The sequence below is a fragment of the Phenylobacterium sp. P4_E10 genome, from assembly GCF_056401675.1.
In genome coordinates, this window is record NZ_JBFUIW010000001.1 from 105,558 (window position 1) to 131,203 (window position 25,646).

A 25,646-nucleotide genomic window follows, 5' to 3' on the forward strand; every position below is an offset into this window, starting at 1 on the left:
TTTCCGGGGGCCTGGCGGCCATTGTGCCGCCGGTGCAAGACCAGCTCATCGTCATACTCGGCGCCGCCGTCCGGCCGGACGGCACGGCGAGCGCAGCTCTGCTCCGCCGGATCAAGGGCGGCCATCGGCTGGCCCTGGCGCGCCCGGACGCCCTGGTGTTCTGCTCCGGCGGCGTCGGACGATATGGGCCGTCGGAAGCCTCGATCATGGCCGAGCGGCTGGTCGCGCTGGGTTTGTCTGCTGACCGCCTGGTCCTGGACGAGGCCAGCCTCGACACCTTGCAAACGGTGCTGGCGGCGACGCGCCTCATTCGCGCGCGGGGCCTGGCCGGCGCCATCGTCTGCACCGACAGTTATCATGCGCCGCGCACGCGGCTGACGTTCGCCGCCCTTGGCGTGCGGACCCTCAATGGCTCGGTGAAGGCTGGGCTACGCCAGATGGGATGGGCGGAATGGGTCAGGATGCGGCTGCGCGAGGCGCCGGCCATTCCCTATGACGGCGTCCTGGCGCTCATGAAGCGCCGCAGCCTCTAGCCGATCCAGCGGTAGCCGACCCCGGGCTCGGTGGTGATCAGGGTCGGGGAGGAGGGATCAGGCTCCACCTTCTGCCGCAGCTGGGCGACGAAGACCCGCAGGTACTGGACGTCCTCTTCGTGCGCAGGCCCCCAGACGGCGGTCAGCAGCTGGCGATGGGTCACCACCTTGCCGCCGCCTTCGACCAATTGGGCCAGCAGGTCGTATTCCTTCGGCGACAAGCGGATCGCCACGCTGGCGCGGGTGACCAACCGCTTGACCAGATCGATGGTCAGGTCCCCGACGACGACGACCGGCTCGGCGCCCTTGTCGCGCAGGCGATGACGCAGGGCGACGCGCAGGCGGGCCAGCAGCTCGCCGACCCCGAACGGCTTCTCGACATAGTCGTCCGCCCCCATGTCGAGGGTGTCGATCTTCTCGGTTTCCTTGTCGCGCGCCGAGAGCACGATGATCGGGCCGTCGTAGAAGGCGCGGGCCTTGGCCAGGGCTTCCTTGCCGTCGAAGTCCGGCAGGCCGAGGTCCAGCACCACCGCGTCGGGCGCCTTGCGGGCGATCTCGCGCAGCCCATCGGCGGCGGTGTCGGCGCGCACCGGTTCATAGCCAGCGGCCTCCAGGGCCGGTTGGAGGAACCGATGGATCTGCGGCTCGTCGTCGATGACCAGGATGCGAGGCCGATGCGCGCTCATCCTACTTCGCTCCTGACGGAGCTACGAAGGACAAGTCTTCCTGCGAGCAGGACTGCTTCACAGCATGTGCCCCGGCATGGCGGTTTCCTTCGGCAGGCTGATCAGGATGCGCGTGCCGCGGCCGTCGTGGATCGGGCTGGCGGCGGCAATGCGGCCGCCCATGGCCTCGACGAAGCCCTTGGAAATGGCCAATCCCAGGCCTGCGCCCTTGCCGCGGTCCGTGGCCTCCTCCATGCGGCGGAACTTCTCGAACACGCGCTCCAGTTCCTCGGTGGGAATGCCGCGACCTTCGTCCTCGATGGAGATCACCACATTGCCTCGGTCCTCATAGGCCGCGACCTCGATGGCCGAGCCGTCTGGACTGTAGGCGATGGCGTTCTCCAGAATGTTCACAAGCGCCTGTTCCAGCAGCGAAGGGTCGGCCTTGACCATCGACAGCTCGGCGGGGAAGTCGCGCGCCACGGCCCGGTTGTCCAGCCGCCGCTTCACGCGATCGACGGCGGCGCGCAGCACGTCGCGGATATCGACCCAGTCACGGCGGGTGACCAGGGCGCCGCCTTCGAGCCGGGTCATGTCCAGCAGATCGCCGACATAGCGGTTCAGGCGCTCGGCCTCCTCGCGGATCGACTGCAGCAGGTCGCGCTGGACGTTGGGCTTCAAGGACCTGCCGTAGTCGATAAGCGTGGTGACCGAGCCGAGCACCGTCGAGAGCGGCGTGCGCAGGTCGTGGCTGACCGAGTTCAGCAGAGCGCCGCGCAGACGGTCGGTGCGCCGCAGGGCCTCGGCGTCGGCCGCCTGGGCCGCGAACTCGGCGCGTTCGAGGGCGACGGCGCCCTGGTCAAGCAGCGCAGTGACGAAGCGCTCGTTGTCTTCGGCGGCCAGCGCGCGCGGCTCGATGCCGCCGACCCCGGCGCGGGACTTCAGCCCCTGGAGCGGCAGGAAGGTCCAGGCGGAGTTGGGCAAGGTCCCCGTACCGGCGCCGGCCGGTTCGCCTTTCTCCCAGGCCCAGCGGGCCGCGGCCATGTCGCCAGGCGCCAGCGCCTCCAGGGGCGGGGAGGCGGCGGTCAGAGTGATGTCCTCGCGATCGGGAGTCAGCACCACGGCCGCGCCGCTGGTGGCGGCCGCAAGTTGCTCGGCCAGGGCCTGGGCGGCGGCGTCCTGTCGGGCGGCGGAGGACAGCCGGCGGCTTGCGGCCAGCAGCGATGAGATCGCCGAGGCGCGGCGCGAGGTGGCCATGGCCTGGTCGCGGACCCGGCCGGTGAGCCAGCCGGTGGCCAGGGCGACGGCGAAGAACACCGCGAAGGTCAACATGTCGGCCGGGTGGCCGATGCGGATGGTGAGGCGCGGTTCGAGGAAGAAGAAATTGTAGGCGAAGGCGCTGAGCGCGGCGGCGGTGAGCGCCGGCCAGAGGCCAAACGCCAGTCCGCTGACCAGCACGCTGAGCATGAAGATCATCGCCAGATTGGCGGTTTCGGCGATGCTGAATGTCAGGCGGGCCAACAGGCCGGCCACGCTGACCAGTGCCATCGCGCCCAGGTGCCCGGCCCATGGCCAGCCGCTCACGGCGGGCCGGACGCGCGGCGGCTCTGGCAACTGCTCCGAAGGCTCGGTGACGATGTGGAGCGCGGCCCCCTCGGCCTCGTCGAGCAGGGCGCGGATCAGCGAGCGGCGGAACGGGTTGTGCCTTGGCCCGGCCGGCTTGCCGACCACGATCTGGGTGACGTTGTTGCGCCGCGCATAGTCGAGGACGCTGGCGACGAGGTCGTCTCCGGTCAGGACCACCGTGGCGCCGCCGAGTTGCTCGGCCAGCTTCAGCGCCTCGTTCAGCCGGGCCTGGCCGCCGGGCGGAGCCGCTGGGGCATTGGGCCGCTCGACATGAGCGACCGTCCATGGCGCGTCCATCATCATGTCGGACAGCCGACGACCGGTGCGGACTAGAGCCCCTGCGGCCGCGTCGGGGGCCAATAGCACCAGGATCCGCTCGCCGGCCGCCCACGGGCCTTGAACCCCGGCGGCCTTCATCGCCCCGATCAGCTGGTCGTCGACGGTCTGTGCGGCGCGGCGCAGGGCCAGTTCGCGCAGGGCGGTGAGGTTCTCGGGCTTGAAGAAGCGTTCGGCGGCCAGGCGGGCGGTGTCGCCGATATAGACCTTGCCCTCGGCCATGCGCTCGCGCAACTCCGAGGGGGTGATGTCGATCAGCTCGATCTCGTCGGCGCGGGAGAGGGCGCTGTCGGGGACCGTCTCGCGCTGGCGCACGCCGGTGATCTTCCAGACCACGTCGCGCAGACTCTCCAGATGCTGGACGTTGAGCGTCGTCCAGACGTCGATCCCTGCGCCAAGCAACTCCTCGACGTCCTGCCAGCGCTTGGCGTGGCGTGAACCCGGCGCGTTGGAGTGGGCGTATTCGTCGACGAGGAGCAGCTGGGGACGACGCTCCAGGGCCGCGTCGAGATCGAACTCAAGCAGGGTGCGTTCCCGGTAGTCGATCGGCTTGCGCGCCATGACCTCCAGCCCGCGCAACAGGGACTGGGTTTCCCGGCGGCCGTGGGTCTCGACGACGCCGACAACGACGTCGCCGCCCTCCGCCTTTCGGCGACGGGCGGCGCGCAGCATTTCGAACGTCTTGCCGACCCCCGGAGACATGCCGAGGAACACCTTCAGCCGGCCCCGGCCCGGCGTCTTGGTGGCCGCAAGCAGGGCGTCTGGATCGGGGCGTCGGGGTTCGTCCATGCTCATGCGGCAGGCGGCGTCGGATAGCGGGCGTCGAGGGCGAGGTTGGTCATCAGCACATTGACCCGCGGCTGGCCTAGTACGCCAAAGGTTCGGCCCTTGATATGGGCGTCGATCAGCCCGGCCACCAGTCGCGGTTCGACCCCGCGCGCCTTGGCGATGCGTTCGACCTGCATGCGGGCGAATTCAGGCGAGATGTCGGGGTCGAGGCCTGATCCGGAGGCGGTGACGGCGTCGGCCGGGATCGTCCCGGTCACGCCCTCACTACGCAGCGCCGCGGCGCGCTGGCCGACTTGCTTGGCGAGGTCGGGGTTGAGCGGTCCAAGGTTCGAGCCGGACGAGGCCGAGGCGTCATAGCCGTCCGATCCCGCCGCGGACGGACGCGGATGGAGGTACTGGGCCTTGGCGAAGTTCTGGCCGACCAGCTCCGAGCCGACGACCTTCCCGCCGGCGACGACCAGGCTACCATCGGCCTGGCGAGGGAGGGCGGCCTGGGCGAGGCCGGTGATCGCCAGCGGATAGGCGATGCCGAGCAGGAGGGTGAAGAAGGCCATCGAGACGAGGGCCGGGCGGATGAGGGAAAGCATGGCTTTCGAGTCCTAGAAGGCCGCGCCGAGGAAGGCGCAGGTGAAGAGAAGGGCGATGAGGCCGAAGGAGACGAGCGCGTCGCGTACGAGCATCAGACGAGCCCCATTCCGGAGACCGCCATGTCGATCAGCTTGATGCCCGCAAACGGGGCGACGAGGCCGCCAAGCCCGTAGATCAGCAGGTTGCGCGACAGCAGCCTGGCCGCGCCGATGGCGCGATAGCGGACGCCGCGCAGGGCCAGCGGGATCAGGGCGACGATGATCAGGGCGTTGAAGATCACCGCCGACAGGATCGCGCTCTGGGGGCTCGACAGACCCATGATGTTCAAGGCGCCGAGAGCGGGAAGCGCGGTCACGAACATCGCCGGGATGATCGCAAAGTACTTGGCCACGTCGTTGGCGATCGAGAAGGTGGTCAGCGCGCCGCGGGTGATCAGCATCTGCTTCCCGACCTCGACGATCTCGATGACCTTGGTCGGGTCTGAGTCTAGATCGACCATGTTGCCGGCCTCGCGGGCGGCCTGTGCGCCGGTCTGCATGGCCACGCCGACGTCGGACTGGGCCAAGGCCGGGGCGTCGTTGGCGCCGTCGCCGCACATGGCGACCAGGCGGCCCTTGGCCTGTTCCTCACGGATCAGGCGCAGCTTGTCCTCGGGGGTGGCCTCGGCGAGGAAGTCGTCAACCCCGGCCTCCGAGGCGATGGCTGCGGCGGTCACCGGATTGTCGCCGGTGATCATGACAGTGCGCAGGCCCATGCGCCGCAGGTCGGCGAACCGCTCCTTCACCCCGGGCTTCACGACGTCCTTCAGGTGGATGACGCCGACCAGGACGCCGTCCTCGCTGACCGCCAGCGGCGTGCCGCCGGAGCGGGCGATGCGGTCGACAGCCGCGGTCAGTTCGGCGGGGACCTGTTGAAGCTGCAGATCGAGGCTCCGCAGCACCGCGTCGACCGCGCCCTTGCGCCAGGAGCGGCCGGCGGCGTCGAGGCCCGATTGCCGGGTGATGGCGCTGAACGGAATGATCGTCGCGCCGGCCGGCGCTTCGGCGTCTAGCCCTTGTCCGCGGGCCAGTTCGACGATCGAGCGGCCTTCCGGCGTCTCGTCGCCCAGCGAGGCCATCAGGGTGGCGTGCATGAGCGCTTCGAGGCGAACGCCTGGCGCCGGGATGACCTCAGTCGCCATGCGGTTGCCGAAGGTGATGGTGCCGGTCTTGTCGAGCAGCAGGGTGTCGACGTCGCCGGCCGCCTCAACCGCACGTCCAGATGTGGCCAGGACGTTGACCTTCAGCAGCCGGTCCATGCCGGCGATACCGACCGCCGAGAGCAGGCCGCCGATCGTGGTCGGGATCAGGGTGATGAAAAGCGCGCCCAACACCATCGGGGCGAGCTGAACCCCGGAGTACTTGCCGAGGCCCAGGAGGGTGACGACGGCGATCAGGAAGATCAGGGTCAGGCCTGCGAGCAGGACGGCCAGTGCGATCTCGTTCGGCGTCTTGCGGCGGTCGGCCCCCTCGACCATGGCGATCATGCGGTCGAGGAAGGTCTGGCCGGCCTCGGAGGTGATGCGGACCTTGATCCAGTCGGAGACGACGGTGGTGCCGCCGGTGACGGCCGACCGGTCGCCGCCGCTCTCGCGGATCACCGGCGCGGACTCGCCGGTGATGGCGGCTTCGTTGACTGAGGCGACGCCCTCGATGATCTCGCCGTCGGCGGGGATGACATCGCCGGCCTCGACCAGCACCACCTCGCCGACGCCGAGCAGGTGCGCCGGGGTCGGGACGATCGTGCCGGTCTTGGAGTCGACGATGAGCTTGGCCTTGGTCGTCACTCTCGTGGCGCGCAGGCTGTCGGCGGCGGCCTTGCCGCGGCCTTCGGCGACGCTCTCGGCCAGGTTGGCGAACAGCACGGTGGCCCAGAGCCACAGGGCGATCTGGACCTCGAAGCCCCAGCGGTCGCCAGCTACGATCTGGGCGACAGCCGAGGCGCTGGCCAGCAGGGCGACGATCCAGGTGGCGAAGATCACCGGATTGCCGGTCAATTTGCGGGGATCCAGCTTGATCACCGCATCGCGGGTGGCTCGAGCAAGCAGGGGGCCTGAAAAACTGGCGGCGAGGCTCGACGCTTTGCGGCGCCCTTCGCCCTGCGAAATGTAGGAAGCGGTCATTGCATGCGCCTTGCTGAAACTAGCGGCCGGCCGACGCGCTGAGCGCTTGGAAGTGCTCGACGATCGGTCCGAGTGCCAGGGCGGGGAAGAACTGCAGCCCGCCGAGGATGAGGATGACGCCCACCAGCAGGCCGACGAACTGGCCGCTGTCGGTCGGCAGGGTGCCGGCCGAGGGGGCGAGCTTGGGCTTGGCGACCAGCGACCCGGCGATCGCCAGGACTGTGACGATGGGAACGAAGCGGCCCATCAGCATGGCCAGGCCCAGGGTGGTGTTCCACCACGGGGCGTTGGCGGTCAGGCCGGCGAAGGCCGAGCCGTTGTTCGCGGTGGCGGAGACGTAAGCGTAGAGGATCTCCGAGAGGCCGTGGGGGCCGGCGTTGAGCAGCCCTTTCAGCGCCTCAGGGAGGACGGCTGCGACGCCGGTGAAGCCCAGCATCGACAGCGGGATGACGAGCACCGCCAGCATGGCGAGCTTGACCTCCTTGGCCTCGATCTTCTTGCCGAGGTATTCGGGCGTGCGGCCGACCATCAGGCCGGCGACGAACACCGCCAGGACGGCCATCACCACCATAACGGCGATGCCAGAGCCGACGCCGCCCGGCAGGATTTCGCCGAGCATCATCAGTAACATGGCGATGCCGCCGCCCAGCGGCATGAAGCTGCCGTGCATGCCGTTGACCGAGCCGTTGGAGGCCCCGGTCGTCTGGGCCGCCCAGGCAGCGGTGGCGGCTGGCCCGAAGCGGACCTCCTTGCCCTCCATGTTGGCGCCGGCGTCGACGCCGGCGGCGACCAGGGCCGGGGGGGCTTGGGTTTCGGCCAGATAGATGCCGCCGGCTCCGGCCGAGAGCAGCACCGCAGCGGCCAATACCAGGGCGCGGATGTCCTTGCCCGCGCGGGCGGTGCGGCCGAAGGCGAAGAAGGAGGCCCAGCCGAGCACGTTGATCGAGACCGCGGTCAGGAAATTTGTCAGCGGAGAGGGGTTCTCGAACGGGTGAGCCGAGTTGGCGTTGAAGACGCCGCCGCCGTTGATGCCGAGTTGCTTGATCGCCAACTGGCTGGCGACCGCGAACAGCGAGAGCTTCTGCTCGCCGCCCTCGAGCGTGGCGGCGACCGCCGAGGCCGACAGGCTCTGGGGCACGCCCAGCGCCACGAGCACCAGGGCCAGAACCATCGAGGCCGGCAACAGCACGTAGAGCGTAGTGCGGGTCAGATCGGCCCAGAAGTTGCCAACGCCCTCGCCGCGGTGACCAATGAAGGCCCGCGCCAGGGCGGCCGCGATGGCTGCGCCGGTGGCCGCCGAGACGAAATTCTGCACGGTCAGCGCAGCCATCTGGCTGAACTGCGACATGGTTGTTTCGCCGCCGTAGGACTGCCAGTTGGTGTTGGTCACGAAGCTGACGGCGGTGTTGAACGCCAGGTGCTCGGAGACCCCGGAGAAGCCCTGCGGATTGAGCGGCAGTCCGCCCTGCAGACGCAGGATCGCGTAGACGATGAAGAAGCCCGCGGCGTTGAAGGCCAGCAGCGCGGCCGCGTAGGCGAACCAGGTTTGGCTCTTGCCGGTGTCGACGCCGCAGCCCTTGTAGACCAACCGCTCCAGCGGCCGCAGGACCGGGTCGAGCCAGGTGCGCTCGCCGTTCCAAACCCGGGACATATAGACGCCGAGCGGCCAGCCGAGCCCAATGGCGAGCGCCAGCGTCAGGGCGATCTCAGCCCATCCTTGCCAAGTCATGTTGTGAATTCCGTCAGAAGCGGTCGGGTCGCAGCAGGGCTGCGAGCATGTAGGCGGCCACGGCGATCGCGCCGCCGGCCCAGAGCAGGTCGACGATCATGGTCAGATGCGCCGCAGGCCGAGTGCGAAGGCGGCGAAGAGCAGAAAGGCTCCCGCGCCCAGGGCGAGGAAGATGAGATCCGCCACGATGAGACTCCAATGCCGTGTGATCAGGCCTGGAGGGTGCTCCTGGGGGGCGTCAGGGTTCGAGACGGCTTGTCAGCGACCCGCATAAGGGAGTCGTAAAGGTGACGTTCAGGCCGGATCGTCGCGGAAGTAGCGTTCGGCCTGCTCGCTCCAGCCGTAGGCGACGTCGTCGAACTGGTTGCGATCGTAGGCCGGGCTGTTCTTCAGCAGGTCCTTGTCCAGGTCGGTTCGATAGCTGTCCGACAGTTCGTCGTAGCGCAGGCGCCGCCAAGGGATCGGGTGGTACTTGCCGCTGGTCCCGAACAGCCCGCCGAATTCCAGAAGCACGAAACGGGCCTGGCCGGTGTCGCGTTCGAAGAACACCTCGCGGATGACGCCCAGCTTCTTGCCGGAGGGGTCCTTAAGGGGAGCGCCCAGCAGGTTGGCGCTGCGGATCATCAGGCTATCGAGACTCATCGGCTTCCTCGGGCTTCCTCTGCCTCCGCAGGGGAACGCCCAGCTTGGCCGTTCGATCCGTCTAGCTTCCAGCGAAGGTGAACCGGCGGTGGCCGATCCAGCTGGTGGCGACCGGAACGACGATCGCCATGCCATGGCCGATGGCCTCGGCGCGCCAGGTGAAGCCGATGAGCGGGAAGAGACCTCGCACCAGGGCGAAGGCGGTGATGAAGGTCAGGCTCGCGCCGATGATGTTGACCACCACGAAGTTGCGCACCTGGACACGAAGCGGCAGCGGCGAGCCTGGGAAGACCAGAAAACGGAACAGCGTGAAGGCCAAGACCATGCCGGTGGCGTAGGCCGCGAGCACGGCGGCCTCGAACGGGAGGATCAGGCTCCAGGCGAAGCGGCTACCGAAATTGGTCGCAGCGGCCAAGCCGCCGACGCCGAGGAAGAGCGCGAAGCTGCGCAGGTCGAAGGCTCCGGGCGTGACCGTCGTCCCCGTGGCGGGCGCATCCTTCGAGCGTTTGGCGCTTGCTGACCGCATGTCCGATCCTTAGCCCAACAGGAGTTGAGACTTCGCTGACGTCGGAATTTTAAGAATGTGACCGCAAGCTGCGCCGGACATTCCGATGGAGCCGGCCTTGAAGCTTGCAGATCTCGATCGTTGGATGACCGCCCGTCGGGTCCGCGACTACAGCATCATCCTGATCGTCGCCTATCTGATCGGCGCCGTCGGCCTGCTGGTCGTCATGGGGCGGAACCACTGGATCGACCCGTACGGCAAGCCCCTCGGCTATGACTTCCTGACCTTCTATGCCGCCTCGGACATGGCGCGGATGGGCGATCTGGTCGGCGCCTTCGACATCGCGAAGATCTTCGCCGTCGAGCGGGCCGCGGTCCCGGCCAATGAGTCAGTGTTTCTCTGGCACTATCCGCCGACCTTCAGTCTGGTGATCGCGCCGCTGGCCCACATGCCTTATCCGGTCGCGCTGGCGAGCTGGCTGGCGGTCACCTTCGCGTTCTACCTGCTCATGGTCCGGCGCATTTCGGATCATCCCTGGGCGCTGTTGATCGCCGCGGCTTTCCCGGCCGTGTTCATCAACATGATGCACGGCCAGAACGGCTTCCTGAACACGGCGCTTCTCGGCTTTGGCCTGCTGCTGCTCGATAGGCGGCCGTGGGTCGCCGGGGTGTTCATCGGCCTGCTGGTCTACAAGCCGCACTTCGGGGTGCTGTTGCCGCTGCTGTTGGCGGTGCAGGGCCGCTGGAAGACTTTCGCTTCGGCGGCGGCGACCGCGATCGCTTTCTGCGCAGCGGCCTATGCGGCCTACGGCCTCGAGCCGTGGTTAGCGTTTTTCAACAATTTCAAGGTGGTGTCGAACATTTTGGAGGTCGGGTTCCTGCCCTGGAACAAGATTCCCAGCGTGCTGATCATGTTCGCCGAGCTCGGCGTTCCGATGCCGGTCGCCTACGCGCTTCACATCGCCGTGGCGATCGCGCTCGCCGCAGCGACGCTGGTTGCGTGGCGCCGGCCCGGTCCCCAGGAACTGAAGGTCGCCCTGGCCGTGCCGGCGATCCTGGCCGTCAGCCCCTACCTCTTCGACTACGACCTCGTCCTGCTGGCCCTGCCGATCGGCTTGCTGGCGAACTATGGGCGACAGGCGTCGCTGCCCGCAGGCTCTCGCACGGTGATGGCGCTCGCCTTCATCGCGCCGATGTTCATGCCGCCGCTCGCCGAGCGGACCCATCTGCAGCTGATGCCGATCACTATCCTGCTGCTCTACGCCGTGATCTGGCGCACCCTGTCGATCGAGCGGCAAGAGACGGCGGTTCCGATCCAGGCCGCCCAGGCCGCCTGATCACCCGCTGTTGCGCAGCCCCGCAGCGACGCCGTTGATGGTCAGGTGGATGCCCTCGCGCACCGCATCATTGGCGTCGCCGGCGCGGCGGCGGCGGATCAATTCGATCTGCAAGTGGTTCAGCGGATCGATGTAGGGCAGGCGAGTGCGCAGGGCTTCGGCCAGGTCGGGATGCCGGTCCAGCAGGGCGCTCTGGCCGCTGATGGTCAGCAGGGCCGCGACGGTCCGCTCCCACTCGGCTTCGATACGGCCGAAGATGGTGTCGGCCAGCGCCTTGTCCTCGACTAGACCGGCGTAGCGGCGGGCGATGAGCATGTCGCTCTTGGCCAGCACCATTTCCATATTGGCCAGCGTGGTCGCGAAGAACGGCCAGGCCTCGTGCAGTTCGTTCAGTTCCGCCAGCGAGACCCCGGACGCCTCGATGGCCGAGCCGAAGCCGTACCAGCCGGGCAACATGGTGCGCGACTGCGACCAGGAAAACACCCAGGGAATGGCGCGCAGGCCCTCGATGCTGCGGGTCGGCTGGCGCGAGGCCGGGCGCGAGCCGATGTTCAGCTCGACGATCTCGGTCAGCGGCGTGGCGGCGTAGAAATAGTCCACGAATCCAGGGGTTTCGTAGACGAGGTTGCGATAGGCCTCCATCGAGGCCTGGGACAGCTTGTCGAGCACCGGGGCGTGCTTCTCGCCGGTTCGTTCGGCCGAAGGCTTGCGCAGTGAGGCCAGGACGACGCCGGCGGTGATGGTCTCCAGGCTTTGGTCGGCAAGCTGCGGATCGGCGTACTTATTGGCGACCACCTCGCCTTGTTCGGTGATGCGGATGCGGCCGCGCACCGTGCCTTCGGGCTGAGCGAGCAAGGCCTCGTAGCTGGACCCGCCGCCGCGGCCGACGGTGCCGCCGCGGCCGTGGAACAGCTGCAATCGCAGGCCCATCTCGTCGGTCACCGCCAGTAGCGCCCGGGAAGCCTGGTGCAGCTCCCAGGTCGAGGTCAGGTAACTGCCGTCCTTGTTGGAATCCGAGTAGCCGATCATGACCTCCTGCAGCCGTCCGGGCGTCAGCAGCGCCTTGATCAGCGGCAGGGACATGTAGGCGCGCATGGTGTCGGGCGCGGCGCGAAGGTCGGGGATGGTCTCGAACAACGGCTCAGCGAACACTTCGGTGCGCGGCGTCTCGCCCGGATGGAAGAGGCCGACCTCCTTCAGCAGGATGTAGACCTCCAGCAGGTCGGAGACCGAGGTGGTGTTGGAGACGATGTAGGCGCGGATCGCCTGGGGCCCGTACCGGGCGCGCGACTGCGCCGCCTGGGCCAGGACCGCGTATTCTCGGCGGGTCTCCTCGCTGTAGTCGGCATAGGGCGAATAGAGCAGGCGGCCGTGCGCCAGCTCCGACAGCAGCAGTTCGCGGCGGGCCGCTTCGTCCAGGGCCTGGTAGTCGGCGCAGACACCGGCGACGGCCATCAGCTCGGCGATGGTGCGGGCGTGGACGGCGGAGTTCTGGCGCAGGTCCAGGGTCGCCAGGTGGAAGCCGAAGCAGTCGATGGCGCGGATCAGCTCCGGCAGCGGCCCGACGCGGAAGGTCTCGCCGTGGTTGGCGATCAGCGAGTCCATGACGACCTGCAGATCGGCCTTCAGCGCGGCGGCGTCGGGATAGGGCTCGGCCGCCAGCGCCGACGGGCGCGGCGGGGCCTCGCCGGTGAGGACGGGATAGGCGGCGGCGAGGCGCGCATAGACCCCGCGCAGGGCGCGTCGATAGGGCTCGTCCTCGCGCTGCGCCGAGGCGTCGCCGCCCTTGTCGGCAAGGGCCTGGAGCTGTGGGGTGACCTTGGCCAGGGAGCTCGAGATCGAGAGGTCGGCGCCGAGCGCATGGATGCGTTCGAGGTAGTTCTGCAAGGCGGCCTGGGACTGACGCGCGAACGCCTGGCGCTGGACCACGTCGGTGACGAACGGGTTGCCGTCGCGGTCGCCGCCGACCCACGAGCCGATGCGCAGGAAGCTCGGCAGCTCCGAGTCAAGTTGGCGGGTCCAACGCGCGTAGAGCCTCGGCAGCTCGGCAAGGAAGCTGCGCTCGAAATAGGAGACGGCGGTCTCGATCTCATCGATCACGCCCAGACGCACGCCGCGCAGCAGCCGGGTGCGCCAGAAGATGGCGACCTCACGCAGGAGCTCGATCTCGCGGTCCTGGCGGGCGGAGTCGGTAGCGGCCTGTTCGACGGCGGTCAGGGCGGCGGCGATCGCGCCCGCGCGGTCCAGCACGCTCTTGCGCCGCACCTCCGTGGGGTGGGCGGTTATGACCGGGGCGATGAAGGCGGTCTGCAGCATCTTGGCGACCGCCGCCCGGTCCACGCCCTCGGCGGCCAGGGCTTCCAGACTGCCAGCCAGGGTGTCGGCGCGCTCGTCGCCAACCTTGAGCTTGCGCCGCTGGATGTAGTCCTCGGCGATGTTGGTGATCTGCAGGAAGCAGGCGAACGAGTGGGCGAAGCGCACGGTCTCGGGCAGGTCGAGGCTGCGCAGCCGTTCCTCCAGCAAGACGGCGTTGGCCGCGCCGCCCTCGCGGTGGAACGCGACCGAGGTCCTGCGGATGTCCTCAATGCGGTCGAACAGAGCCACGCCGTCCTGGGACTTGATCACGTCGCCCAGCACGCGCCCCAACAGACGAACCCTGGCCCTCAGCTCCGAGGGCGACGACTTCTCAGCTCTTTGCGGCACGCTCGCACTTTCAGAATGTCGTTACGCGACCGCTTCTCTACAGGCCAACGGGCGCGCCGTCGCCGTTGACCTTCACCGGCGGCGGAACATTGTTCGAAGACGCCTCGGACAAGGCGTTGGCGCGCGCAGTATCGGCGTCCAGGCGGCGTCAACTAGTGGTCCAAGTGTTCGCGGATCAGCGCCCGAGCGGCGCGCGGCAACGCCCGGGCCAGACCCTGATTGGCCAGGGTGACGCGGGACATATGCGCGCCTTCCAGAAGCAGCATGAGGCCATCGGCGAGGTCGTGGCCCCTTGCGCCGGCGTCGCGGGCAAGGGTGGTCAGCCGGCGATGGGTCTCCAGCTTGTGTTCCTTGGCCACCAGGAAGGCCGGGTGATCGGGCTCGTGCAACTCGACCGCGGCGTTGCACAGCGCGCAGCCATGATCTTCCGACTCCTGGGACATCTGACCGAAGGCGTCGAACAGACCCTCTAGCTGCGCGCGCGGGGTTGGATGGGCGGCGATCACCTCGTCCCACCAAGCCCAGCCCTCGCGGGACTGCTGGCGCAGCACCTCGGCCACCAGTTCGTCCTTGGATGGGAAGTTCCGGTAGAGGCTCATCTTGGTGGCGCCGGCTTCGGTGGCGATGGCCTCGACGCCGACGGCGCGGATACCCTTGCGGTAGAACATGTCGCGCGCGGTTTCGAAGATCCGGTCGCGGGCGGGTCGGCGTGAAGCCTCCGCCATCTGCTTGGATTCCTTCGAGGACATGTCGCCGAGCCTTGCGTTACCGACCGGTACGGTCACACCCCTAAACGGGGGCGTCAAGGAAAGGGTCCAAAGTTCAGGGCTCCCGCCCGCGATGCTGAACAATCAGGCGAATATTGCGCTGCCGGGTCAGCCAGCTCCACAGCCAATCGAAGGCCACGGCGATGCGGTTGCGCAGGCCGACCAGGAAATAGACGTGGGCCACGCCCCAGAACACCCAGCCGATGAACCCGGTCAGCTTGGCCCTGCCGATCTGCACGGCGGCGGCGTGACGGCCGATGGTGGCCAGGTCTCCCGCGTGGAGATAGACGAACGGCGCGCTGCCAACGTCCCCGCTGAGGCGTGCTGCGATCTGCCGGCCTGCATGTTTGCCGGCCTGCTTGGCGGCCGGGGCGATGCCGGGGACGGGCTTTCCGTTGGAGATCATGGCCGCGGCGTCGCCGACTACGAACACCTCCGGATGGCCGGGGACGGAGAGGTCGGCCGCGACTTGAACGCGCCCGGCCCGGTCGTGCCCTGCGGCCAGGTTGGCGGCGAGGGGAGAGGCGGCGACCCCTGCGGCCCAGACAATGGTCGCCGCCTCGATGCGGGTTTCGCCGAGATCGACGCCCCTTGCGTCCAAGCCGGTGACCATCGTGCCGGTCAGCACGTCGACGCCAAGGTCCCGCAAGGCGCGGGACGCGTAGGCCGAGAGATCCTCCGACAGGGCCGGCAGCACGCGCGGTCCGGCCTCGACTAGCAGCACTCGCGCCTGGTTCGGATCGATTTGCCGGAAGTCGCGGCTGAGCGCGTCATGCGCCAGCTCGGCCACTGCGCCGGCCATCTCGACGCCCGTGGCGCCGCCGCCGACCACTACGAAGGTCAGCAGGCCGGCCCGCTCCTCCGCCGGGGCGATCTCCGCCCGCTCGAAGGCCGATAGGACCCGGCGGCGCAGCTCGGTGGCGTCCTCCAGGCTCTTTAGGCCGGGCGCGGCGGCTTCCCATTCAGGCTTGCCGAAGTAGGAGTGCGCCGCGCCGGTGGCGACGATCAGGTAGTCGTACGGGTAGTCGCCGGCCGTCGTCGCCACCTGACGGGCGTCCAAATCGACTGACAGCGCCTGGGTCATCACCACCCGCGCATTGGCCTGATGGGTCAGGACGTGGCGAAGCGGCCAGGCGATCTCGGACGGTGACAGCGCCGCAGTGGCCACCTGGTAGAGCAGCGGCTGGAACAGGTGATAGTTGCGCTGGTCGATCAGGGTGATCTGGCAATTGGCCTTGGCCAGAGCCCGCGCAGCTTCCAAACCGCCGAAGCCTCCGCCCACGATGACGACGCGGGGCTTCTCAGCTTGCGACATGCCGTTGCTCCGCGCCTGAACCAGAAGCGCCATCAAGGATGCCGCGGGTCTTCACGGCAAGTTCCGATTGGCGAACCAAGGCCTGGCGAGCATGATGCCGAACAATTGTTTGACAGGTCTCCGGCACGCTTCGGAGCAGAGCTGAGGGTTTGGACAAGTGGCGGCCGAGCATTTTGACGTCCTGATTGTCGGAGCCGGGCTCTCGGGGATTGGCGCAGCTTATCACCTGCAGAAGAACAGCCCCGGCAAGACCTATGCGATCCTTGAGGGCCGCGACGCCATCGGCGGGACCTGGGACCTGTTCCGCTATCCCGGCATCCGCTCCGACAGCGACATGTACACGCTCGGCTACTCGTTCAAGCCGTGGCGCGAGGCCAAGGCCATCGCCGACGGGCCGTCGATCCTGAAATACGTCCGCGACACCGCCCGCGAGAACCGGGTCGAGAGCAAGATCCGCTTCGGACATCAGGTGAAGCGCGCCTCGTGGTCGAGCGCCGATGCCCGGTGGACGATCGAGGCCGAGGTCGGGCCGAACAAGGACGTCCCTCGGCTGACCTGCAACTTCCTTTTCATGTGCACCGGCTACTATGACTACGCCGAAGGCTACACGCCCCAGTTCGAGGGGACCGAGCGCTTCGAGGGCATGATCGTCCATCCGCAGAAGTGGCCCGAAAACCTCGACTATGCCGGCAAGAAGGTTGTGGTGATCGGCAGCGGCGCGACCGCGGTCACCTTGGTGCCGGAGATGGCCAAGACCGCGGCCCACGTCACCATGCTGCAGCGCTCGCCGACCTATGTGGTCTCGCGCCCGGCCGAGGACGCCGCCGCCAACTGGCTGCGCGCCAAGCTGCCGGCCAAGCTGGCCTATGCCATCACCCGCTGGCGCAACGTGCTGTTCGGCATGCTGTTCTTCAACCTGGCGCGCAAGAAGCCGGAGAAGACCAAGGAGCAGATCATCGGCATGGTGCGCGAGCACCTTGGACCCGACTACGACGTCGAGACCCACTTCACGCCGCGCTACAATCCTTGGGACCAGCGTCTGTGCCTGGTGCCGGACGCCGACCTGTTCGACGCCATCAAGGCGGGTTCGGCCTCGGTGGTCACCGACCACATCGACAGCTTCACGGAAGAGGGCCTGAAGCTGAAGTCCGGCCAGGAACTGGAGGCCGACATCGTCGTCACAGCCACGGGGTTGAAGCTGCAGCTGCTGAGCGGGCTGGAGGTCAGCGTCGACGGCCAGCGCGTCAGCATGGCCGACACCATGAGTTACAAGGGCATGATGTACAGCGGCGTTCCGAACCTGGCCTCGGCCTTCGGCTACACCAACGCCTCCTGGACGCTGAAGTGCGACCTGACCTGCGAGTACGTCTGCCGCCTGCTGAACCACATGGGGCGCACGGGGCAACCGATCGCCACGCCCAAGCCTGATCCCACAGTCGGAGAGGCCCCCTGGCTCGACTTCTCGTCCGGCTACGTCCAGCGCTCGATCGATCAATTTCCCAAGCAGGGGACCAGGAAGCCCTGGAAGCTCTACCAAAACTACGCCCTTGACCTGGTCAGCCTGCGTTTCGGCGCGGTCGATGACGGAGTGATGGTGTTCTCCAAACCGCAGGCCAAGGTCCAGGAGCGCGATCTGGCGGCCTGACGGGCGCTCGTTCGCCCGGCTGGCGAATGGCGGTTTTGGGCCGGTCCTACGCATCGACAGGGCGCTTAGGTTGGGCTCGCGCCGTTCTCGGTACTCCGCCTGATATCGGTGTCGCCCGCTGATGCTAGGCTCGCAAGCTGACGCTCGTTCTTTGTGAGGATCGGACGATGGGCGACGCCGCTCCACCCAAGGTTCAGAAGGCAGGGATCCGGCTGGAACTGTGGCTTGAGCAGGGGCTGTTTCGCGCTCGCTGGCTCATGGCGCCGTTCTATGTCGGCCTAGTCATAGCGCTCGGCATCCTGCTGCTGGCATTCATCAACGAGCTAATCCACGCTGTGCCGGATGCGCTGCGGATGGACGACGCCGATGCGATCATGCTGACGCTCTCGTTGATCGACATGTCGCTGGCCGGAAACTTGATCCTCATCGTGATCTTCGCCGGCTACGAAAATTTCGTCTCCAAGCTCAACACGAACGACCACGAGGATCGGCCCGCTTGGATGGGCCATGTCGACTTTTCGGGCCTGAAGATGAAGCTGATCGCCTCTATCGTGGCGATCTCCGCGGTTGCGCTCCTTCGGGGCTTTATGGAGATGGTGAGAGGTGAGGGCGTCGATCCCGAGCGCCTCAAATGGCTGTTGATCGTACACCTGACCTTCGTCGTGTCCGGATTGTTGCTGGCCCTGATGGACTTTATCTCGGCCAGGACCCCCCGCCACTGACCTCGCCATAGGCGGGCGGACCCTGTGGCTCGATCCACAGTCCGCGGCAGGAAATATCAGGAACGGAGGCCGTTCGGATCAGGCAAAGCTTGCGTTCATGATCTTGATCGAAGATCACCGCCGTCCTGCATCATCGCGCCCCTACGGATACTTCCGCCTTGCGTACGCCCATCGTCCATCCCGGAGCCGACAACCTCCGCTACGAAATCCGTCAGATCGTGGAGGTGGCGCGCGCAATCGAGGCCGCCGGCCAGCCGATCCGCTGGGAGAACATTGGCGATCCGGTCGCCAAGGGCGAGCACGCCCCAGCCTGGATCAAGGAAATCGTCGGCGAAGTGGCCCAGGAAGATCTGAGTTTCGCCTATTCGCCCACCAAGGGGCTGGACGAGACGCGAGCCTATATCGCTGAGGAGCGGAATCTCGAAGGCGGCATCCAGATCACCGCCGACGACATCCTGTTCTTCAACGGCCTGGGCGACGCGATTTCGACGATCTACGGGGCGCTGCATCCGAATGCGCGGGTGATCGGGCCGAACCCGGCTTATCCGACCCACTCTTCTGCTGAGGCCGCCCATGCCGGCGCCCCGCACATCACCTACCGCCTCGACCCGGAGAACGGGTGGAAGCCGGACCTCGTCGATCTGGAAGCCAAGGTGGCCGCCAATCCGCAGATCGCCGCCATCCTGATCATCAATCCCGACAATCCGACCGGCTTCGTCTACCCGCAGGAGACCCTGGCGGAGATCGTCGATATCGCCCGCCGCTACGGCCTCTTCCTGATCTCCGACGAGATCTACTCGAACCTGGCCTATCCCGGCGCCGGCATGCGCAAGCTCGCGTCCGTCATCGGCGAGACGCCGGCTATCGCTATGCGCGGGATCTCCAAGGAGTTCCCCTGGCCTGGTGCGCGCTGCGGTTGGATCGAGATCTACAATCGCGATCAGGACGCGGACTTCGACCGCTTCGCGCGTTCGCTGCTCGAGACCAAGATGCTTGAGGTCTGCGCCACGACCTTGCCGCAGCGCGTGCTGCCGCGGGTCATGGGCGATCCACGCTACTATCCCTACCTTGCTGAGCGAGTGGACGCCTACGACCGCCGCGCGCGCCGCGCGGTCGAGGTGCTGTCCGGTATCCCCGAGATCAACATTCACCCGGCTCGCGGCGCCTTCTACATGACCGCTGTCTTCCGGCCGGGCGCCCTGCATGCGCAGCAGTCCCTGAAGGCCTCGGCGCGCGCCACGGCGATCATCGCGCCGCAGCTTGGCGAGGCGTTCGACCAGCGGTTTGTCCTCCACCTGCTGGCTGCGACCGGCATCTGCGTGGTCCCGCTCTCCACGGGCTTCAATTCCGAGCTGCACGGCTTCCGCTTTACCTTGCTGGAGGTCGACGAGGCGAAATTCGAAACGCTGCTGACAGATCTCGCGGCCGCTCTTCGAGCCTATCTCGCAAGCGAGGCGGTGGAGGTCGCTACCGGCGCTTCCCCAGGTGCAGAGGTACTCGCTTAGCGCGGTCCTCCGCTCTCGAAATTGATCTCCAGGTGGCGTTTCCAGAAGGCCAGCCAGGAGTCGCGTTCGTGGGCTGGGATGCCGACGTGCCCTCCGGGATTGACGTGCATCGTCTTCTCCGTGGAACCGAAGGCGTTGAAGAGCTCCAGGCCCTGCTGCCGGGTCATCAGCTCGTCCTCCCACTGGAACACGAACATCAGCGGCACGCCGATCCGCTCGGCCGCCGCGCGGTGGTCTTCTAGGCCCGGAAAGACCCCGAACAGACCGAAGATGGCGCAGGCGATCCGGGGCTCCTCGGCCACGAACGGCACCCCAAAGCGGGTTCCCATCGATACGCCCCAATAACCGACGCGGTCGTGCCGGCCGACGACGTCGAGTTGCTGAGCGGCGTCGAGGGCGGCGCGCCACTCGGCCACCGCCTTGGCGGCGTTCCCCGGAATTCGGGAGGCGCGGGCAGGAGACGTGCCACCATCCCGGGCGCGCCGGCCCGCTTCTCGCGCGGCTTCCTGGGCGGCGATGGCCTGCTCGCGACTGATGCGATCGCCATGCCCGGGCGCGTCGATGGCGAGGCTCGCATAGCCAAGCTCCCGCGCATGGCTGACAGCGGCGGCGGCGATGTTGGCCGACTTCTTGTGCTGAGAGCCGCCGTGTCCGAGCAGGATCAGCGGCCGCGGACCGACGGCGCCCTGCGGATGCCACAGGCACCCGGGAACCGTGTCGCCGGCGACGGTCAGGCGGAACTCCCGCCGCGTGACGCCATCGGCGGTCTTCTCTCCAACGATTTCCATGGCGTCTACCCTCAGGCCGAGCGGGCCGCAGCGCGCTTCGCCCAGTATTCGCGGAAGTAGCGGCGCGGATCCTTTACTGTGCTGGTGCTCGCGCCGAACACCAGGGTCGAGCGGTCGCGCACGTCGTAGGGCGCCCAGGCCGGGGTCTTGGGATTGTTGGGGTCGCCTGCTGCGGTCAGGGCGACCCAGGCCGAGGCGATCTCGTCGGCCAGCCGCAGATTGTCGGCGGTGGGGCCGGCGAGGGGGAACCTGATGTCGTGCATCGAGTAGGCGACGTCGATTCCGTGGACGGCGCCGTAGCGGCCGCCGAACGCGGGGCTTGGGCTGCTCCAGAGGTACGACCAGGTCTTGGCGCCGCCGGCCGCGACCCGGCGCTCAAGCATCGTGTTGGCGGCCAGTCGGAACGAGCCATCGGTGACGATGCGGGCGTTGATGATGAATGCGGAGGCGGCCGGATCCTCGTCCCGATAGGCCGCGAGCAGCGAGGCGGCGTCCGCGCCAACCCGCCTTTCGAGCCGTTGCTGGACCTCCTCCCAGGCCATGTTGAACTTGACCTCCCGATAGGTCCGTTCGTCCAGGGCGGTCGAGACGATCAGCGGTACGTCGTGGGCTTCGCTGGGGGCGCCGGGCGTGAATGGATGGCGTGGGATCGCCTCGCCCAGGACCGGCGCGAACGAGCGCGGCGCCTCACCACGTGCGCGGTCGGCGGATTCGACGTCGGCCTGGGCCGCGAGCAGGGTGGTGAACGGCACTTGCTGCAGTTCGCGGACCTGATCGCGCCGCAACCCCAGGCGAGCGAGCAACAAGTCAGTGGCCTTGGCGGCGTCCTCGCGGGTCATGGCGGTCAAGCTCGAGCCGCTCATCACACCGGCGCTGGAGAAAAGCCCCTTGGCCGAAGGCATGGCCAGGAGATGGCTGACCTTCGCCCCGCCGCCGGATTGGCCGACGATCATCACGCGAGACGGGTCGCCGCCGAAGGCCTCGACGTTGCGCTTCACCCACTGCAGTGAGGCGACAAGATCCTGAATGCCGGCCGCGCCAGAGTCCGCGTACGGCCCTTCGTCGCCCAGATAGAGGTAGCCGAGCGCGCTGAGGCGGTGATTGACCGTGACCACTACGCAGTCGCCGAAGCGCGACAGCATCTCGCCGTCGCCGCCCGGGTTGTTGCTGGATCCGCCATAGAAGCCGCCCCCGTGGAAACGCACGATCACCGGACGCTTGGTCCGGCGCGAGGGATCCGGCGTCCAGAGGTTGAGGACCAGGCAGTCCTCGCCCATGCCGCCGGGCTGGACGTCGTTGAGGATCAGGTCGGCATAGGCGTGTCGTCGGCTGCCGGGGATCTGGGGAGAGATGTTGCCATAGTCCAGCGCGTCACGAACTCCCGTCCACGGCTCCACCGGCTGGGGCGGGCGGAAGCGATTGGCGCCCGAGGAGTCGGCGCCGTAGCGCACGCCCTTGAATGAGGTGATGCCACCGCTGGCCAGGCCGCGGAGCTTGCCCTCGGCTGTCTCGACGATGGGAAACAGGTTGGCCTCGGACGCGCTCACCGATCCGGCCATGCCCAGGGCCGCGCCTCCAGCGGCGAGGAACGTTCGACGGTCTGAGTTCATGGCGTTTCCTCCAAACTCTCTAACGGTGCAGCGTCCGGCCCATCTGCTGGGTCGGGTAGCGGCTCATGAAAAGGCGTTCGCTGGCGAAGGGGTCTTCGACCAGGGTCGGCGGGACATCGAACAGCATCACCGGGCGGTCGGTGAGGTCGTACGGCCGCCAGGCGGGAATGGCGGCGTTGTTGGGGTCGCCGGTGCGGGCGAAGGCGATCCAGGTGTCGGCCATGGCGTGGGCCAGCGCGCGGGTGTCGTCGCCTTCGGGCCCGGTCAGGTGCAAGGCCCGCGCGACGTTGTCGAACATGAACGGCAGGTCGAGAGTGTGCTGGCTATAGCGCCGTCCATCTTCGGCTGGTGAGCGCCAGGTCAGCTGGTAGGCGAAGGTCGCCGCCGCGCCCGCCTTGGCCCTCTGCTCGCTCATGAGGGTCTGGTCCAGGATATAGCCGCGCGCCGAGGTGATCAGGAAGTAAAGCTCGGAGGGCGAGGCTTCCGGATTGCTCGCCTGGAACGTCGTGATCGCGGCCTCGACATCGGCCTCGCCCACATGTCTCGCGAGCCGTAGGCGCAGTTCCGCTAAGTCGAGGTCGAAGGCTCCGGCTTCGTAACCGAGCTGGTTGGACAGCTCGGTCCGCGTGGTTCCCACCATCATCGGCAGATGGTTGGAGATCGCCGGCGCGCTGGGCAGGAAGGGATGGTCGGTGAACGCCAGGCCGTCGAGCACGGGCGAGAAGCGCGAGCGGGTCTCGCGCATGACCTTGAGCTGTGCAGAGGTGAGGGCGTCCGTCGACGTCTCCAGAAGGCGTGCGGCGTCGCCGGGGCCGAGGTCGAGCGTCTTGAGCAAGGCGTCGGTGAGCCGCGTGGCCTGCTCTGGCGTCTGCACGCGCAGGTGCGAGCCGCTTTGCACGATCCCTCGCTGGAATAGGCCCTGCGCGTCCGCACCCGCATAACAGAGGCTCACCTTCCGGCCCCCCCCTGATTGACCGAAGATGGTGACGTTGTCCGGATCGCCGCCAAACGCGGCGATGTTCTCGCGCACCCAGCGCAGGGCGGCGATCAGGTCCAGATAGCCGACATTTCCGGCCTGGGCGTAGGGTTCGCCGAGTTGGTCGCCGAGATAGCAGTGGCCGAACACATTGAGGCGGTGGTTCAACGTGGCGACCACGACATCGCCCCGCAGCGCCAGCCGGGTTCCATCGTAGACCTTCTGCGAGCCTGAGCCGGCCTCGAACCCGCCGCCGTGGAACCAGACCATCACCGGCCGGCGCGCGCCGTCTGCGGCGGGAGTCCAGATGTTGATCCGCAGGCAGTCCTCGCTCATCGGCCCTTTGTCGGCCAGCGGACTGCGCATCTGCGGCGATTGCGGGCCGTACTCGAAGGCGTCCTGCACGCCGGTCCAAGGCGCGACCGGCTGAGGCGGACGGAAGCGATTGGCCCCGGAGGTGTCCGCGCCGTAGCGCAGGCCCTTAAAGACCGCCACGCCGTGGGGGCGCAGCCCGCGGACCTTGCCTTGGGCGGTCTCCACCGCCTCGGTCGTTTGGGGGCTGTTCTCGGGGGGAGTGGTGCTCATCGAGATATCCTAGGTCTAGCGGGCGATGAGGCCGACGAGGACGCGGGCGTCGGGAAGCTCCTCAAGGCCGCGCACGGCCTCGATTACCGCGTGGGCGCGATTAGCGCCGAGGGTTGGCGACATGAGGTCAGCGGCCTTGGCTTCCACGTCGGCCGCGCTCATCGGGTGCGACGGGAAGCCGAGGACGTGCGGGACGAACCGGGTCTCGCTTCGCCCGTCGGCCAGTGTCAGGGTCACCCGCGCCGACTCCGTCCGCGGCTCGCCGGGCGCGGCCTCCTGCGCGGGGTCATGTCGGATTTCCACCCGTGCCATCAGTGCGCGCACGTCCTGGTCCTGCGCCATGCGTTCGAGGCTCTGGGCGCTCACGAAGTCCAGCCTTCCATCTAGCAGGATGATCGCCGTCAAATATCGGAGATTGAGCGCGGGCATGGCGGCGTCGCGGAACGCCTGCCAGCGCCCCGGGATCTCGATCAGAACAGCGGCGACGGCCTGACCGTCTAGGCAATTGGCAAGCTCGAGCAGGGCCTCGACCGCGGGCTGGGTCGGTCCTCCGACGGGGTAGCGCTTGAAGGCGGTTAGCGGCAGCTCCGAGCGCCGGCCCAGGTCCTCGACCAGGTACGCCCGGTTGGCGTCGCCGCCGGTGAACGGGGCGCTTCGCATCCATCCGCCCGGATGGTCGAGCGCCTCGCGCACGCCGCGGAACCCCGCCGCCGCCATCAGGGCCGCATGCAGTCCGTCCCGTGCGCCCATGCCGGCAAAGACGAAGGCCTTCTCGATGTGCTCGACGTCGAGCAGCCACTGCCAGGACCCGGAGGCCTGCTGGGCGCAGAAGGTGAAGACGTTGGCGATCTTCTCACGGGGCAGGCGCAACAGGGCCGCGGCGCTCGTCGCCGCGCCGAACAGCGGACCGATGCCGTGATTGGCGATCCCGGCGCGGCGCAGGTTGTCGACGCCGAGCGCCTTTGGGATTCGGCCGGCCAACTCGTAGCCGGCGATGACGGCCTTGAGGAGCTCCGCGCCGGTGGCGCCCTTCGTCTCGGCGACGGCGAGGGCGACGCTGAGCACCGCCGGTCCCGGCTGGACGAAGGCCGAGGGAATGAAGTCGTTGATCTCGGCGCCATGCCCGGTCATGGCGCCGGCGAAGGCAGCATCGACGATTCCGGCGCGCAGCTCGGTGCCGAGGATCGTGACGGCGTTCTGTGTCGCCCCGCCGCTTAGCGAGAGGGCGTAATCGCGGGCCAGGGCCGCCGGCTCCAGGTCGCGGCAGGCGACGATGGAGGCGAGCGTGTCGAGAATATGCAGGCGCCCCAGTGCGAGGTCGGAGGCCGATGGGGCCGAGGTGAGCACGCCGGCGACATAGTCGGCCAGGATATCCCCGACCGCGGTCTCTGGTTTGGTCATGGCTGGTCGAGAGCCTCTGTCATCCGGGCCCGGGTCTCGAGCAGGGCGTCCACCAGCGCCTCGCGTGCGCGCGGCGTCAGGCGTTCGCTCGGCGCGGATATCGAAAGCGCCGCCTCAGGGGGTGCGCCTCCGGCTGCAACCGCGGCGCCGATGCTCGTGACGCCAGGACTGTAGCCGGAGAGCGCGTAGCCCCGCTGACGAACCTCTGCGAGCTCCGACATCAATGCGGGGACATCTAGTTCGCGAACGGCGGCGAGACGCTCGACCACGGAGCGGGCGTCGGGCCTGAAGGCGAGCATCGCCTTGCCGCTCGCGGTCAGCGGCGCCGGGGCGCGGCTGCCGACGCGGGTTGAGAAGCGCACCGGTCGGGCGGCAATGATCTTCTCGAGATAGAGAACATCGTCACCGGACATGATCGTCAGGCTGACGGTCTCGGACGTGGCGCGGTGCAGCGCCTGCAGGAACCCTGTAGCCACGCGGTAGATCGGGAGCGCCGAGACCACGCCGGCCCCGAGTTCCCAGGTCCGTAGCGTCGGCCCATAGCGACCGGTCTCGTCCTGCCGCGCGTGGCCCAGGGCGCAGAGCGTGGCCAGGATGCGATGCACTGTGCTCTTTTGCAGGCCTGTCGCGGCGGCGACGTCGGACAGGCGCGACGGCTGCCGCGCCCGCGCCAGGCACTCCAGAATTTCGAAACTGCGAGAGACCGCCCGATCCAACTT

The 25,646-nt window shown here is 68.0% G+C and carries 20 protein-coding genes; 5 read left to right on the forward strand and 15 right to left on the reverse strand.

Features of this window, described 5'->3' with window-relative positions:
* Positions 1 to 23: 23 nt before the first annotated feature.
* Positions 24 to 533 carry a YdcF family protein gene (locus AC1DQJ_RS00570; RefSeq protein WP_477599216.1) on the forward strand — a complete coding sequence of 170 codons (510 nt, stop codon included), beginning with the start codon at positions 24 to 26 and terminating at the stop codon, positions 531 to 533.
* Here the strand turns inward: AC1DQJ_RS00570 and AC1DQJ_RS00575 are convergent.
* The 7 genes from AC1DQJ_RS00575 to AC1DQJ_RS00605 form a co-directional block, all read right to left on the reverse strand.
* A complete protein-coding gene (locus AC1DQJ_RS00575) occupies positions 530 to 1,219 on the reverse strand; it encodes a response regulator (RefSeq protein WP_477599217.1) in 690 nt (229 codons plus the stop codon). The genes AC1DQJ_RS00570 and AC1DQJ_RS00575 overlap by 4 nt on opposite strands.
* Positions 1,220 to 1,276: 57 nt before the next feature.
* Positions 1,277 to 3,955 carry an ATP-binding protein gene (locus tag AC1DQJ_RS00580; protein ID WP_477599218.1) on the reverse strand — a complete coding sequence of 893 codons (2,679 nt, stop codon included), beginning with the start codon at positions 3,953 to 3,955 and terminating at the stop codon, positions 1,277 to 1,279.
* Positions 3,952 to 4,536 carry a potassium-transporting ATPase subunit KdpC gene (kdpC, locus tag AC1DQJ_RS00585; RefSeq protein WP_477599220.1) on the reverse strand — a complete coding sequence of 195 codons (585 nt, stop codon included), beginning with the start codon at positions 4,534 to 4,536 and terminating at the stop codon, positions 3,952 to 3,954. The genes AC1DQJ_RS00580 and kdpC overlap by 4 nt, the downstream gene beginning before the upstream one ends.
* A gap of 92 nt (positions 4,537 to 4,628) precedes the next feature.
* On the reverse strand, positions 4,629 to 6,698 hold the full coding sequence (gene kdpB, locus AC1DQJ_RS00590; RefSeq protein WP_477599222.1) for a potassium-transporting ATPase subunit KdpB: 2,070 nt from the start codon (positions 6,696 to 6,698) through the stop codon (positions 4,629 to 4,631).
* A 19-nt stretch (positions 6,699 to 6,717) separates the two neighbouring features.
* Entirely contained in the window at positions 6,718 to 8,427 is a 1,710-nt protein-coding gene (gene kdpA / locus AC1DQJ_RS00595; protein ID WP_477599224.1) for a potassium-transporting ATPase subunit KdpA, read from the reverse strand.
* 294 nt (positions 8,428 to 8,721) lie between these two features.
* Positions 8,722 to 9,069, reverse strand: a complete 348-nt coding sequence (locus AC1DQJ_RS00600; RefSeq protein ID WP_477599225.1) for a PRC-barrel domain-containing protein — start codon at positions 9,067 to 9,069, stop codon at positions 8,722 to 8,724.
* 61 nt (positions 9,070 to 9,130) lie between these two features.
* Positions 9,131 to 9,595 carry a GtrA family protein gene (locus AC1DQJ_RS00605; protein ID WP_477599227.1) on the reverse strand — a complete coding sequence of 155 codons (465 nt, stop codon included), beginning with the start codon at positions 9,593 to 9,595 and terminating at the stop codon, positions 9,131 to 9,133.
* Positions 9,596 to 9,692: 97 nt separating this feature from the next.
* Between AC1DQJ_RS00605 and AC1DQJ_RS00610 the strand changes: the two genes are divergently transcribed.
* Positions 9,693 to 10,910, forward strand: coding sequence for a glycosyltransferase family 87 protein (locus AC1DQJ_RS00610; protein WP_477599229.1), 1,218 nt, complete (start codon positions 9,693 to 9,695; stop codon positions 10,908 to 10,910).
* On the opposite strand, the gene ppc is transcribed toward AC1DQJ_RS00610, so the two are convergent.
* The 3 genes from ppc to AC1DQJ_RS00625 form a co-directional block, all read right to left on the reverse strand.
* On the reverse strand, positions 10,911 to 13,613 hold the full coding sequence (gene ppc / locus AC1DQJ_RS00615; protein WP_477599231.1) for a phosphoenolpyruvate carboxylase: 2,703 nt from the start codon (positions 13,611 to 13,613) through the stop codon (positions 10,911 to 10,913).
* A gap of 152 nt (positions 13,614 to 13,765) precedes the next feature.
* Entirely contained in the window at positions 13,766 to 14,362 is a 597-nt protein-coding gene (locus AC1DQJ_RS00620) for a TetR/AcrR family transcriptional regulator (protein WP_477599233.1), read from the reverse strand.
* Positions 14,363 to 14,435: 73 nt separating this feature from the next.
* A complete protein-coding gene (locus tag AC1DQJ_RS00625) occupies positions 14,436 to 15,695 on the reverse strand; it encodes an NAD(P)/FAD-dependent oxidoreductase (protein ID WP_477599235.1) in 1,260 nt (419 codons plus the stop codon).
* 157 nt (positions 15,696 to 15,852) lie between these two features.
* Here AC1DQJ_RS00625 and AC1DQJ_RS00630 point away from each other — a divergent pair, with 157 nt between their 5' ends.
* The 3 genes from AC1DQJ_RS00630 to AC1DQJ_RS00640 all read left to right on the forward strand — a co-directional run bounded on the left by AC1DQJ_RS00630 (position 15,853) and on the right by AC1DQJ_RS00640 (position 19,567).
* On the forward strand, positions 15,853 to 17,340 hold the full coding sequence (locus AC1DQJ_RS00630; RefSeq protein WP_477599237.1) for a flavin-containing monooxygenase: 1,488 nt from the start codon (positions 15,853 to 15,855) through the stop codon (positions 17,338 to 17,340).
* Positions 17,341 to 17,507: 167 nt separating this feature from the next.
* Complete coding sequence (locus AC1DQJ_RS00635) at positions 17,508 to 18,062, forward strand: TIGR00645 family protein (protein WP_477599239.1); 555 nt, start codon at positions 17,508 to 17,510, stop codon at positions 18,060 to 18,062.
* Between the two features lie 158 nt (positions 18,063 to 18,220).
* Positions 18,221 to 19,567 (forward strand): pyridoxal phosphate-dependent aminotransferase, encoded by a 1,347-nt coding sequence (locus AC1DQJ_RS00640; protein WP_477599241.1) that lies wholly within the window; start codon positions 18,221 to 18,223, stop codon positions 19,565 to 19,567.
* Here AC1DQJ_RS00640 and AC1DQJ_RS00645 read toward each other — a convergent pair.
* The 5 genes from AC1DQJ_RS00645 to AC1DQJ_RS00665 are packed head-to-tail and all read right to left on the reverse strand — an operon-like array spanning position 19,564 to position 25,643.
* On the reverse strand, positions 19,564 to 20,355 hold the full coding sequence (locus tag AC1DQJ_RS00645; RefSeq protein ID WP_477599243.1) for an alpha/beta hydrolase family protein: 792 nt from the start codon (positions 20,353 to 20,355) through the stop codon (positions 19,564 to 19,566). The two genes, AC1DQJ_RS00640 and AC1DQJ_RS00645, sit on opposite strands and share 4 nt — an antisense overlap.
* A gap of 11 nt (positions 20,356 to 20,366) precedes the next feature.
* Positions 20,367 to 21,965 carry a carboxylesterase/lipase family protein gene (locus AC1DQJ_RS00650; protein WP_477599245.1) on the reverse strand — a complete coding sequence of 533 codons (1,599 nt, stop codon included), beginning with the start codon at positions 21,963 to 21,965 and terminating at the stop codon, positions 20,367 to 20,369.
* 19 nt (positions 21,966 to 21,984) lie between these two features.
* Entirely contained in the window at positions 21,985 to 23,526 is a 1,542-nt protein-coding gene (locus AC1DQJ_RS00655; RefSeq protein WP_477599247.1) for a carboxylesterase/lipase family protein, read from the reverse strand.
* 15 nt (positions 23,527 to 23,541) lie between these two features.
* Positions 23,542 to 24,927, reverse strand: a complete 1,386-nt coding sequence (locus tag AC1DQJ_RS00660; protein WP_477599249.1) for an MmgE/PrpD family protein — start codon at positions 24,925 to 24,927, stop codon at positions 23,542 to 23,544.
* Positions 24,924 to 25,643 carry an IclR family transcriptional regulator gene (locus AC1DQJ_RS00665; RefSeq protein ID WP_477599251.1) on the reverse strand — a complete coding sequence of 240 codons (720 nt, stop codon included), beginning with the start codon at positions 25,641 to 25,643 and terminating at the stop codon, positions 24,924 to 24,926. Before AC1DQJ_RS00665 ends, AC1DQJ_RS00660 begins: the two co-directional genes overlap by 4 nt.
* Positions 25,644 to 25,646 lie beyond the last annotated feature (3 nt).

Excerpts from the sequence above, each read along its gene's own strand:
- AC1DQJ_RS00575 (WP_477599217.1), bottom strand. The coding sequence starts at position 1,219 with ATGAGCGCGCATCGGCCTCGCATCCTGGTCATCGACGACGAGCCGCAG.
- AC1DQJ_RS00580 (WP_477599218.1), bottom strand. The coding sequence starts at position 3,955 with ATGAGCATGGACGAACCCCGACGCCCCGATCCAGACGCCCTGCTTGCG.
- kdpC (WP_477599220.1), bottom strand. The coding sequence starts at position 4,536 with ATGCTTTCCCTCATCCGCCCGGCCCTCGTCTCGATGGCCTTCTTCACC.
- kdpB (WP_477599222.1), bottom strand. The coding sequence starts at position 6,698 with ATGACCGCTTCCTACATTTCGCAGGGCGAAGGGCGCCGCAAAGCGTCG.
- kdpA (WP_477599224.1), bottom strand. The coding sequence starts at position 8,427 with ATGACTTGGCAAGGATGGGCTGAGATCGCCCTGACGCTGGCGCTCGCC.
- AC1DQJ_RS00600 (WP_477599225.1), bottom strand. The coding sequence starts at position 9,069 with ATGAGTCTCGATAGCCTGATGATCCGCAGCGCCAACCTGCTGGGCGCT.
- AC1DQJ_RS00605 (WP_477599227.1), bottom strand. The coding sequence starts at position 9,595 with ATGCGGTCAGCAAGCGCCAAACGCTCGAAGGATGCGCCCGCCACGGGG.
- AC1DQJ_RS00620 (WP_477599233.1), bottom strand. The coding sequence starts at position 14,362 with ATGTCCTCGAAGGAATCCAAGCAGATGGCGGAGGCTTCACGCCGACCC.
- AC1DQJ_RS00625 (WP_477599235.1), bottom strand. The coding sequence starts at position 15,695 with ATGTCGCAAGCTGAGAAGCCCCGCGTCGTCATCGTGGGCGGAGGCTTC.
- AC1DQJ_RS00635 (WP_477599239.1), top strand. The coding sequence starts at position 17,508 with ATGGGCGACGCCGCTCCACCCAAGGTTCAGAAGGCAGGGATCCGGCTG.
- AC1DQJ_RS00645 (WP_477599243.1), bottom strand. The coding sequence starts at position 20,355 with ATGGAAATCGTTGGAGAGAAGACCGCCGATGGCGTCACGCGGCGGGAG.
- AC1DQJ_RS00650 (WP_477599245.1), bottom strand. The coding sequence starts at position 21,965 with ATGAACTCAGACCGTCGAACGTTCCTCGCCGCTGGAGGCGCGGCCCTG.
- AC1DQJ_RS00655 (WP_477599247.1), bottom strand. The coding sequence starts at position 23,526 with ATGAGCACCACTCCCCCCGAGAACAGCCCCCAAACGACCGAGGCGGTG.
- AC1DQJ_RS00660 (WP_477599249.1), bottom strand. The coding sequence starts at position 24,927 with ATGACCAAACCAGAGACCGCGGTCGGGGATATCCTGGCCGACTATGTC.